This is a genomic window from Simiaoa sp., from assembly GCF_051972595.1.
Classification (GTDB): domain Bacteria; phylum Bacillota; class Clostridia; order Lachnospirales; family Lachnospiraceae; genus Acetatifactor; species Acetatifactor hominis.
The window spans coordinates 1-11,412 of the sequence record NZ_JBOKRY010000065.1; the positions used below are offsets into that span (position 1 = coordinate 1).

At 48.4% G+C, this 11,412-nt stretch carries 10 protein-coding genes; 6 read left to right on the forward strand and 4 right to left on the reverse strand.

All coding sequences use genetic code 11. The features are described 5' to 3' along the window. Positions 1 to 308: 308 nt before the first annotated feature. Together ACTRDR_RS14380 and ACTRDR_RS14385 are read right to left on the reverse strand one after the other, a co-directional pair. On the reverse strand, positions 309 to 1,190 hold the full coding sequence (locus tag ACTRDR_RS14380; RefSeq protein ID WP_440528293.1) for a PHP domain-containing protein: 882 nt from the start codon (positions 1,188 to 1,190) through the stop codon (positions 309 to 311). A 181-nt stretch (positions 1,191 to 1,371) separates the two neighbouring features. Then, positions 1,372 to 3,009: an ABC-F family ATP-binding cassette domain-containing protein gene (locus tag ACTRDR_RS14385; RefSeq protein WP_440528295.1), complete on the reverse strand. Its 1,638-nt coding sequence runs from the start codon at positions 3,007 to 3,009 to the stop codon at positions 1,372 to 1,374. A 292-nt stretch (positions 3,010 to 3,301) separates the two neighbouring features. Here ACTRDR_RS14385 and ACTRDR_RS14390 point away from each other — a divergent pair, with 292 nt between their 5' ends. The 3 genes from ACTRDR_RS14390 to ACTRDR_RS14400 all read left to right on the forward strand — a co-directional run bounded on the left by ACTRDR_RS14390 (position 3,302) and on the right by ACTRDR_RS14400 (position 6,619). Beyond that, positions 3,302 to 4,717 carry an MFS transporter gene (locus tag ACTRDR_RS14390; protein WP_440528297.1) on the forward strand — a complete coding sequence of 472 codons (1,416 nt, stop codon included), beginning with the start codon at positions 3,302 to 3,304 and terminating at the stop codon, positions 4,715 to 4,717. 197 nt (positions 4,718 to 4,914) lie between these two features. Continuing rightward, positions 4,915 to 5,745: a glycerophosphodiester phosphodiesterase family protein gene (locus ACTRDR_RS14395; protein WP_176863005.1), complete on the forward strand. Its 831-nt coding sequence runs from the start codon at positions 4,915 to 4,917 to the stop codon at positions 5,743 to 5,745. An 82-nt stretch (positions 5,746 to 5,827) separates the two neighbouring features. Further along, complete coding sequence (locus tag ACTRDR_RS14400; protein ID WP_440528299.1) at positions 5,828 to 6,619, forward strand: AAC(3) family N-acetyltransferase; 792 nt, start codon at positions 5,828 to 5,830, stop codon at positions 6,617 to 6,619. 181 nt (positions 6,620 to 6,800) lie between these two features. On the opposite strand, the gene ACTRDR_RS14405 is transcribed toward ACTRDR_RS14400, so the two are convergent. Further along, positions 6,801 to 7,016 carry a cold-shock protein gene (locus ACTRDR_RS14405; protein ID WP_022154211.1) on the reverse strand — a complete coding sequence of 72 codons (216 nt, stop codon included), beginning with the start codon at positions 7,014 to 7,016 and terminating at the stop codon, positions 6,801 to 6,803. Between the two features lie 271 nt (positions 7,017 to 7,287). Here ACTRDR_RS14405 and ACTRDR_RS14410 point away from each other — a divergent pair, with 271 nt between their 5' ends. Further along, entirely contained in the window at positions 7,288 to 8,127 is an 840-nt protein-coding gene (locus ACTRDR_RS14410; RefSeq protein ID WP_440528301.1) for a DUF368 domain-containing protein, read from the forward strand. A 39-nt stretch (positions 8,128 to 8,166) separates the two neighbouring features. Then, positions 8,167 to 8,799: a PTS glucose transporter subunit IIA gene (locus ACTRDR_RS14415; protein ID WP_440528302.1), complete on the forward strand. Its 633-nt coding sequence runs from the start codon at positions 8,167 to 8,169 to the stop codon at positions 8,797 to 8,799. Here the strand turns inward: ACTRDR_RS14415 and ACTRDR_RS14420 are convergent. Beyond that, on the reverse strand, positions 8,745 to 9,587 hold the full coding sequence (locus ACTRDR_RS14420) for a helix-turn-helix domain-containing protein (protein WP_440528303.1): 843 nt from the start codon (positions 9,585 to 9,587) through the stop codon (positions 8,745 to 8,747). The two genes, ACTRDR_RS14415 and ACTRDR_RS14420, sit on opposite strands and share 55 nt — an antisense overlap. Before the next feature lie 229 nt (positions 9,588 to 9,816). Here ACTRDR_RS14420 and ACTRDR_RS14425 point away from each other — a divergent pair, with 229 nt between their 5' ends. Next, complete coding sequence (locus ACTRDR_RS14425) at positions 9,817 to 11,358, forward strand: glycoside hydrolase family 43 protein (RefSeq protein WP_440528305.1); 1,542 nt, start codon at positions 9,817 to 9,819, stop codon at positions 11,356 to 11,358. Positions 11,359 to 11,412: the final 54 nt, after the last annotated feature.

Genomic DNA, 11,412 nt, shown 5'->3' on the forward strand with positions numbered 1-11,412 from the left:
TTTCGAGAAAATATCACCACCTCCCGACAAACATCTTCGGAAGGACATTCCGTCCACCGTGGGCGTTCTGTTTACTGATTCCACTAAAATCCATCGAATAACAGGAAATAGTGGAATTATTGTTTTGGGAGTAAATAATTTCCTCCATAATTGCAGAAAAGATCTAAAACAGAGGAATTGCTTCTTTTATAGAACTTTTTTCTATTCATTTTCCACCATTTTCATTAGTTTAAGGCTGTTTTAAAGGAAACCAGTAGCCCCAATGCGGGCTACGGGGATTCGATAGCATTTCTTAATTAACTTTCAATTTATTTCTTTTCCGGTCTTAAATTTTCTAAAACCTCATCCGGTACATACAGCTTCCCCCAGCCGGTGCCGAGGTCGATCTTGGGCTTGTTGGCGCCGTGGAAGTCGGAGCCACCGCTGATCTTCAGATCATATTTGGAGGCAAGTCCGCGTATCTGACGCTCCTCGGCTGTATTGTAGGTGCTGTATATGGCTTCGATGCCCACGAGGCCGATCTTTTTCAATTCCGCTACGAGAGTATCCAGACGATCATCGCTCATGTGATAGAGGATCGGATGTGCCAGCACAGGAACTCCGCCGGCACCGAGGATCAGTTCCACAGCCTGAGCGGGAGTCACCTTTTCCCTTGGAACAAAGCAGGGGCAGTGATCGCCCACGTAGCGGTCAAATGCTTCCTTCATGCTCTGGATATAGCCGTGGGAGAGGAGATATCTTGCAAAATGAGCTCTGGTGATAACCGCACCGGGGAATTCCGCCAGAAGTGCCTCGTAAGTAATGTCAATGTCATGCTCTCTGAGAAGCGCACACATTTTTTCATTGCGGTTCTCGCGGGAACGAATGAAATCCTCCAAGTAATGGGCAAACTCCGGCTGACGGTAATCAATGAAAAGACCAACCATGTGGATATCTTTGCCCTGATATTCCGTGGATAGCTCGATACCGGGGATCACTTCCGGCACCTGAGAGGCGGGAGCGTCAGACGGTGAAGCAGCCTGAGCCTGTCGCAGCCCATCCGCATATCGGATCGCCCGGTCCAGTCCGTTGACCGTATCATGATCGGTGAGAGCGAAGGCGGTTAAGTCTTTTTGAATTGCATAATCAACTAATTCTTCCGGGGTAAAGGTACCGTCGGAACAGGTGGAATGTACGTGAAGATCTACCATATTTCTCTCCTTTCTGAGATTTTTTGGGGATTGGTCCGCATTAACATACATTAGAGTTAAATTTTGCGTATAGAGACAGTGTTTGTAAATATTACATGTTTTAATGGAGAACATTCAATGAAACAGAATTGGGAAATTAATAAAATGGATGTCGGCAGCACCGGCATCCATTTTATTCGTCTTAGTTCTCGTCGTCTTCGGTCTGTGCGGTGAATACAGTACGCTTTCTTGCCATTTCATCGCTTGCCAGGTACTCATCGTAGGTAGTGATCTTGTCTACCAGGCTGCCATTCGGCAGGATCTCGATGATACGGTTGGCAGTGGTCTGTACGAACTGGTGGTCATGGCAGGAGAACAGTGCCACACCGGGGAACTTGATCAGACCGTTGTTCAGCGCAGTGATGGACTCCATATCCAGATGGTTGGTGGGCTCATCCAGGATCAGACAGTTGGCGCCGCTGATCATCATCTTGGACAGTAGGCAGCGAACCTTCTCACCACCGGAGAGGATGCGGACCTTCTTCACACCGTCTTCGCCGGCGAACAACATACGTCCCAGGAAACCACGGACATAAGTAGCATCCTTTACGGGAGAGTAGCCGGTCAGCCAGTCAGCGATGGTCATATCATTGTCGAACTCTGCGGTATTATCCTTCGGGAAGTAGGACTGGGAAGTGGTAACACCCCACTTGTAGGTTCCCTCATCCGGCTCGATTTCTCCGGCAAGGATCTGGAACAGTGTGGTCTTCGCCAGCTCACAGCTTCCTACGAAAGCCACCTTGTCTTCACGACCCAGAGTAAAGGAGATGTCATCTAACAGCTTTTCTCCATTGATGGTCTTGGACAGATGTTCCACAGCCAGTACTTCGTTACCAATCTCACGCTCGGGGCGGAAGTCGATATAGGGATATTTTCTGCTGGAGGGCTTAATGTCATCCAACTCAATTTTTTCCAGGGCACGTTTTCTGGAAGTAGCCTGCTTGGATTTGGAAGCATTTGCGGAGAAACGGGAGATGAACTCCTGTAATTCCTTGATCTTTTCTTCCTTTTTCTTATTGGCTTCCTTCATCTGCTTCACCAGCAGCTGGCTGGACTCATACCAGAAATCATAGTTACCGGCATACAGCTGGATCTTGCCGTAGTCGATGTCGGCGATCTGGGTACATACCTTGTTCAGGAAATAACGGTCATGGGATACTACGATAACGGTATTCTCGAAATCGATCAGGAAATCCTCCAGCCATGCGATCGCATCCAGATCCAGATGGTTGGTAGGCTCGTCGAGCAGCAGAATGTCGGGGTTACCGAACAGTGCTTTGGCTAACAGGACCTTCACCTTCAGGCTGCCGTCTAAATCCTTCATGAGAGAGTAGTGGAACTCGGTGCCGATGCCCAGACCGTTTAACAGCATGGCGGCATTGGATTCTGCTTCCCAACCGTCCATCTCAGCGAATTCTGCTTCCAGCTCGCTGGCACGGATGCCGTCCTCATCACTGAAATCTTCCTTGGCATAGATGGCATCCTTTTCCTTCATGATCTGGAAGAGACGCTCGTTACCCATGATAACGGTATCCATAACCACATTTTCATCGTATTTGAAATGATCCTGCTCCAACACGGAGAGACGCTGACCGGGGGTGATGACGATATCACCTTTGGTGGTGTCCAGCTGACCGGACAGGATCTTCAAAAAGGTGGATTTACCGGCACCGTTGGCTCCGATGAGTCCGTAACAGTTGCCCTCGGTAAACTTGATGTTGACATCTTCGAATAATGCTTTCTTACCCACACGGTAAGTTACGTTGTTTGCACTGATCATTCTAAAAACCTCTTCTTATTTATATGCGTTACAAAGTCACTTCTTCCATTATACATAAAAGCCCACATATTTCAAGGAGAAAGTGTGATATTTCAGCGTTTTCTCAGGCGGTGGACCAGCCAGTGTGCCACGCTGGAACGACTTTTGTCACTTCATGGTGGTTGATGCTTTGAAACAGGAGCTCAATGCAAAAGCAGTTTCGAAAAGAAAATTTACATCGATTTTACTCCCGAAGATTGCGTATGGCATCCCCCTCTGATAAAATAAAACTATCAACTTGGGAGGTTTTCTTATGGAGACAAAATTAAATTACAAAAGAACGTTTCTGATCGGACTGGCTTTTCTTAGCATTTGTTCCTTCTGGCAGATGTATGACAACATCATCCCCCTGATCCTTCAGAATACCTATCATCTGGGCGAGACTATGACGGGAGCGGTCATGGCACTGGACAATGTGCTGGCGATCTTTCTACTGCCGGTGTTTGGTGCGCTGTCAGATAAGGTACATACGAAGCTTGGCAGAAGAATGCCCTTTATCGTGGCAGGTACGATCCTGGCAGTGATCTTCATGATGTTACTGCCGATAATCGACAATGCGGAAAAAGCAAGATGGAACACAGGAGAGTCCTTCAGTAACCAGGTGATCTTCCTGGCGGTGCTGTTTTTCACCCTGGTGTCCATGGGACTGTATCGTTCCCCGGCGGTGGCATTGATGCCGGATGTGACACCGAACCATCTGCGCAGCCGTGCCAATGCGGTGATCAACCTCATGGGAGCTGTGGGCGGCGTCTATGCTCTGATCATGATCAAAGTTCTGGTGGGCAAAGGTGAAACACCGGATTATCTGCCTTTATTTGCAAGTATTGCAGCAGTCATGGCGATTGCTGTGGGAATTCTTGTGATCACCATCCGGGAAAATAAGCTGCGGGAAGAAGTCGAGAAGGCAGAGGCGGCAAATGCAGGAACAATAGAAGAAAAAGCAATGGCCGAGGGAGTGGAAGCTGCCGGTGAGATCGAGGCAGTGGGAGATACCGGAGAGGTAAAATCTTTCGACGGGAAAAAACAGACAGGAAAGACGGAAGGCACCAAGGGTATGCCCAAGGAAGTGAAGCGCAGTATGTACTTCATGCTTGCATCTATCTTCTTATGGTTCACCGCGTATAATGCCGTGACCACAGCTTTTTCCCGCTATACGAAGGTAGTATGGAAGATGGAGGGCGGAAGCTTCGCCAACTGTCTGATGGTAGCGACGGTAGCTGCTATTCTGAGCTATATTCCCATTGGAAACATCTCTGCGAAGATCGGTCGTAAGAAGACTATCATGGGCGGTGTTCTGCTGATGGCAGCCTGCTATGGTGGCGCAATTTTTGCCAGAGAATATCATCCCATCGTCAATGTGGCATTTGCCCTGATCGGTGTGGCATGGGCAGCCATCAATGTGAATTCCTATCCGATGATCGTGGCCATGAGCAGTGGCAGCGATGTGGGGAAATTCACCGGAACCTATTATACGTTCTCCATGGCAGCGCAGATCCTGACTCCGGTACTATCCGGATTCCTATTGGAAAATGTGTCCTATAACACCCTGTTTCCCTATGCCCTTTTCTTCTCCCTGATGGCATTCCTTACTATGACCCAGGTACGTCACGGCGATGTGAAGCCCCAGAAAAAAGAGAGTATTCTGGAAAACTTTGATGTAGATGATTGATGCGGATAACTTCGGTATATACTTGGCAGGACGATACAATTTGACAAATGTGTTGTAAGCTCTTTGGAGAATCTTAAGAAATACCTACTTGAAAATAAAAGAGTAGTGGATTAAAGTAAAAGGCAGCGAATCTATACTGTGATAGAAACGGTATGGATTCGCTGTAAAAAGTTACAGGAAGATAGAAGGTTATAGGAATGAAAGTATTAGGAATCTTATTGATTGTTTTGGTAGTTCTCGCAGTTCTGTATTTTCTCATGATCATGCCGAGGATGCTGCACAAACCGGACACAGCCCCTTTTAAAGAATGGCTTTATGCCCATAGAGGTCTGCATGACAATGCCACAGAGGCTCCGGAGAACTCCATGGCAGCATTCCGCAAGGCCGTGGATGCAGGCTTCGGTATCGAACTGGATATTCAGCTGACGAAGGATAGGATTCCCGTGGTGTTCCATGATTTTACCTTAAAAAGAGTCTGCGGCGGCGAAGGAAAAATCTGTGATTACACTTATGAGGAATTGCAGCAGTTCCATCTGTGTGAGTCCACGGAGAAGATCCCGAAGTTCGAGGACGTGCTTCAGATGGTGGACGGAAAAGTACCTCTGATCGTGGAGTTCAAGATCGAGCGTATCGACCTGTCCCTGTGCCCCATTGCGGATAAGATGCTTCGGGCCTACAAGGGAATGTACTGCATGGAGTCCTTTAATCCTCTGGGAGTACGGTGGTATCGTAAGAATCATCCGGATCTGGTGCGCGGTCAGCTGTCCGATGCTTTCCTGAAGGAAGGAGAGTATGTGGGAATATTGTATTTTGTCCTGCAGAATCTGCTGTTGAACTTCGTGACGAAGCCGGATTTCGTGGCATACAATCACCATTATCCCGCGATCCTGTCAAGAAAGCTTTGTAGAGGGCTGTATCATAATACCGCAGCAGCATGGACCATCAAGAGCCAGAAGGAACTGGACGAAGCGAGAAAGCATTTTGATATATTTATCTTCGACAGCTTTATACCAAAGGAAATGAAATAAAAATGCGGTGATACTCGGCAACACAAAATCAATCCAGTGATCAAGGGAGGTTGTCACAGAACGTTATAGAGTGGAGAAAACCATGTATACGAAAGAAGACTTAAAACGACAATTGGAAACCATGAGGCTTACCGGAAAAGAGACGATCCTGATCCATTCCTCCATGAAAGCCATTGGAGAGGTGGAGGACGGTGCGGATACTGTGCTGGATGCCTGGATGGAATATTTCGCGGACGGGTTATTGTTACTTCCGACCCATACCTGGGCGAATGTGAATGCAGAGTGTCCGGTGTATGACTATCGCAGCACACCGTCCTGCGTGGGTCTCTTGACAAATCTCTTCCGACTGAGAAAAGGTGTGGTAAGATCCCTGCATCCCACCCATTCGCTGGCTGGCTTCGGAAAAGGAGCCGCAGAATATCTGGCGGGGGAGGACGAGAACAATACGCCCTGTACCCCGGGAGGAGCGTACGACCGGCTGAAGGATTGCGGAGGGAAGATTTTGTTAGTAGGTGTGGGGCACGAACGCAATACTTATATCCACAGCGTGGAAGAAGTGCTGAATGTACCGAACCGGCTGGCGGCGGAGCCTATGGAGCTTATAACGATCTTACCGGACGGAACCAAAAAGAAAATATATATGCGGAAACATTACAATGCGATGCAGCCTCATATTTCAGAGGATTTTGTGAAATTAAACCAGGCGTTTCTGGATTGCGGAGCAGTGGAAGAAGTAGCATTTGGAGACGCGGAGTGTCTCCTGTGTGATGCTAAAAAAGTATTCCGGGTGGTACGGCATATGCTGGCACCGGATCCGGAATGCCTGGTCACGAAAACAGAGATCCCCGCAGAGCGTTGGAAAAATTTTGAGTAGTTAATCGAGTAGGCTGGCTCCTACTCGATTTGTATACTTTGTACACCATCTCGCTTAAAAGCTCGATGATGTACATTCGCCAAATACAGATTCTTGTGCAAGCACAAATCTGTACTTGGCTCATCGTATACACAAAAAAGGATCAGTCCTAAGGGACTGATCCTTTTGGCTTGCCTTGCTATTAAGCTACAACAGTAACGTTGGTAGCACGGATCTTGCTGCTGTTCTGAGGATCGCACTCGGTATCGAAAGTTACCTTCTGGCCCTCTTCCAGAGACTTGAAACCATCAGCATTGATTGCGGAAAAGTGTACGAATACTTCCTCTCCGTTAGCATCGTTGGTGATGAAACCATAACCCTTCTGAGCATTGAACCACTTAACTGTACCGTTATTCATTATTGGTACCTCCTTTAATAATTCAGGCTTTGCCTGATCCTTTTGATGATTCTAAAACGTAGGACAAAAAAATCACATATTTTTGTAAAGCATCCGTGAAAAAGTAGCAATGTCTTACAAAAATATGTGAGATCAATGACTTTCATTTAGAATACGGTTAGAGTATACCATTGCCCTGCTTGAAATGTCAATAATTATCTTTGATTTTTAGACCTATTTTCCTAAGGAAAAAGCATATGATTTTAAGAGAAACAGGATGCGGAGAATGACGATGGATCTTAGATTTTTGGGAAAAGTATTACAAGGGGCGCTGATCGGTCTGGGAGCGGTACTCCCGGGGATATCCGGCGGCGTTTTAAGTGTGGTGTTCGGAGTTTATCGACCGATCATGGAGCTTTTGTCGGATCCGGTACATAAGTGGCGGATCCGTCTGCCGGGATTATTCCCTTATATGATCGGATCGGCAGCGGGATTTTTAGGGGTGGCGAATCTGTTATCATATGTATTAGAGACTTACCCGGAGCCTTCTGTCTGCGTGTTTGTGGGACTGATCGTGGGAATGCTTCCCTCGTTGTGGAGAGAAGCGGGAGAACAGGGCAGGAATGTGGGAAATGTGATCTTATCCTGCGTGACATTGGTGGCAATGATCAGTCTGCTATTCTGGCTGCAGAACTCCCAAAATACCGTGGAGCCGGGACTTTTAAGTTTTTTGTTCTGCGGCTTTGCATTTGCACTGTCGGTGATCGCTCCGGGCATGAGCTTTTCAACAATATTGATGCCCTTGGGTCTGTATACGCCCTTTGTGGAAGGGATCGGTCATGTGAGACCGGAGGTTCTGCTTCCGGGAGTGGCAGGGTGCGTGGTGACTTTTATCTGTCTGGCAAAACTGGTAAACCGGTTGTTTGAGAGGCATTATGCGGTGATGTTTCATGGAATTCTCGGGATTGTCGGTGCGGCTACGGTGATGACCGTTCCCTGGGGCAGCTTTGCAACATCGGCGGATGCGGCATCCCGGAATCTGTTCTGCATGGCGGCGGGGATCGTGACAGCGATACTCTTGGATTTTATGAATGAAAAAGTGGCATGTTTTCCCGAAAATGAGACAGAATAAGATGTAAGAGTCTTATTATGGAAAAAGGAAGGTAGAAACATGCAGATGTATGCTGTGGTGGCAACGGGAGTGCTGGGACTGCTGATCGGTTTCTGGTTGGGCAGGAGCATCCGGTGGAATATGGAAGAAACAGAAAAAGAGGCGGTCAACAGACAGGAAGAGAGAAGAATAACAGGGAACAGACAGCTTGTTATGGAAGGCACCGCCATAGGGAGCCCGGTGAACGGCGAGATCAGGAAAATATCGCAGGATACTTTGCAGGACACAACGGAAGGAGCGGCGGATGACAATACTAAGTGCATTACCATCCTGCCGGCGGATGGAAGAGTCTATGCCCCCACTTCGGGGAAAGTGCTGAAGCTTTATCCTATGGGCAACCGGATCCGTTTCCGCACGGACAGCGGGGTGGAGCTACTATTGAATATCTGTAAGGATAAAGAAGAACTTCATAGTACATATTACCGCTGCAATGTCCTGCCCAATGAGATCGTGAGAAAAGGCAAGCTTCTCGTAGAATTTGATCAGGAAGGGCTTGCGAGGGAAGGCGTGGATACGGCGGTGACAGTGGAGATGTGTCAGACACCTGATCGGGGACGGATCGTTCGTACCTGGAAGGATTATATCCGGGCGGGCGAGGAGCTGTTGTGGGTAGATTCCGTCTGCCTGCGGTAAGCCCCGGGAGTGGTATGGAAGGTATCCTGAAAGGCACGAAAAAAGGTACGGGAGCTTCCAAAGCCCACATCCAGCGCAATCTGTGTCACGGACAGTTCCGTGGACAGCAGAAGGTCTCTGGCATAATCAAGCCTTCTGGAATTCATATAATCCGGGAAAGTGGTGTGGAACTTTTCCGTAAATATCCGGGAGAGGACAAAACGGCTGACACCGAATTCTCTCGAGAGACTGTCTAGGGACAATTCCTTCGTGTAGTTGGCATCCAGATAGAGAAGCAGCCTTTGCTCCAGCTTCAGATCATCCGTGCTTTTCCGGGGTTGCAGGGGCAGGGAAGGCAGGAGATCTGCCAAAAGGAGCGTCAGATACCCTTCCGCATAAATCTGCACATCGGAGGGGGTGGGACGATCTTTTTCCATGGTGGCAGCTAAGGTTTCGAGACCCTGTAAGGCAATATGACTGTGCTCCGAGAGGGTGGAGACGGCAAAGTCATTGCGTGAGGGCTTTTTATTCTGGAAAAAATGTCGGAAGGAATGACAGAAATCCGGCTCGAAGATACAGAGCAGATTCTGACCGGGTTCCACATGTTTTAAGCCGTGCATCTGGTTCGGAAAAACGAGGACACCCTGACCGGGAGTCAGCGGAAATTCCTGCTGTTCCACAGTGACCGTGGTGGAACCACTTAAGACATAGATCAGCTCCAGCTGTCTGTGAAGATGGACGGCGTAAGGGTTATTCTTGGACAGATACAGATAGAGTTGTTCTTTACGATTCTGATAAAAGAAACTCAAGGTGTTTTCCTCCTGCAACGATTGTCACTTTGATGCCTACGGATTGTTCTGTGCTGCTCATGTGGGATTAGACCTTTTGACCCTGGCATCATTATATTATGGCATTGCAGTGTAGATAATGCAAGATTTGTCATAAATAAAATGATAAATGACACGCGATATGACGGAATATCTGCTATACTGATTTTATAAAACAAACAGCGGCAAAAGGCTGCGGAATGGAGAAACTATGGACAAGACGAAGATACATAAAATGTGGATCGCCGATCAGGGCGACGGCACCTATACCAACCCGATCCTGTATACGGATTACTCGGATCCGGATGCCATTCGTGTGGGAGAAGATTATTTTATGATCGCTTCCAGCTTCTGTAACACCCCTGCTGTGCCGCTGCTGCATTCGAAGGATCTGGTGAACTGGAAGGTCATCAATTACATCATGGATAAGCTTCCCTTTGATTATTATGACAAGCCGGTGCACGGCTGCGGTACCTGGGCTCCCGCCATCCGCTACCATGAGGGAACTTACTATGTATTCATTCCCATGCCGGATGAAGGGATTATGATGTGCAAGACCACAGACCCTTTCGGCAAATGGAGTGAGCCTGCCTATGTGCGTAAGGTAGTGGGCTGGATCGATCCCTGTCCTTTCTGGGATGAGGACGGCAAGGCTTACATGGTGACAGCTTTCGCCAGAAGCCGTATCGGCTTCAAGAGCATGTTGTATATGTCTCCCATCGAACCGGACTGCTCCGGAGTGCTGGATGACGGTCAGTTCATTTATGACGGTCATACGACCCAACCTACCATTGAGGGTCCGAAGTTGTACAAGAGAAACGGCTATTACTATATTTTCGCTCCGGCAGGGGGCGTGAAGCCCGGCTGGCAGACCGTACTGCGGTCGAAAAATATTTATGGTCCCTGGGAAGAAAAAATTGTCCTGCACCAGGGCAATTCCCCCGTCAACGGACCTCACCAGGGTGCCTGGGTGGATACCCCGGACGGACAGGACTGGTTCTTACATTTTCAGGATGTGGGCAATGCGGGACGTATCGTACATTTACAGCCCATGCGCTGGGAAAACGACTGGCCGGTGATCGGAGTAAATGCCGTGGACGGCTGCGGTGAGCCGGTACTGCGTTATAAGAAGCCGGAAGTGGGAGCTACATACCCCATCGATACCCCGGAGGACAGCGATTTCTTCGAAGGAGATCGTTTAGGACTGCAATGGCAGTGGAATGCCAATCATAAAAAGGAATGGTACGATCTGAAAGACGGTCAGCTCTTTCTCTATGCACAGGCAGCGGATCCGAAGACACAGCTGTGCGACATCAGCAATCTGTTATTACAGAAGTGGCCGGCACCGGAATTTTCCATTACCACCTGTCTGCATCTGGAGCAGATGAAGGACGGCGATGTGGCAGGACTGGTATCGTTAGGCGGATGTTATACAGCACTTGCAGTTCAGAAAATACACGGTAAAATGAGCCTGCAGCAGCGCACCGGCAACTGGACGAAGGACGATGAAGTACGCACTGATCTGGGCGAATTGAACAGTGATGTGATCTATATGCAGATGAAGGTGGAGAAGGAGACTTACCGTACGTTCTACGTGGGAACCACGGAAGAAAATTTACAGCCTGTGGGGCAGATGGTGGAAGCAACTCCGGGCCGCTGGGTCGGTGTCAAGGACGGACTGTTTGCCATCAACGAACAGGATGTGGCTGGCGGTTCGGTGGCTGTGGACTATTTCGCATATCAGGAACTGTAACTATTTATAGGGCGAATGGGGTGCTGAATAGTTACTGAATCATAAAATTACATT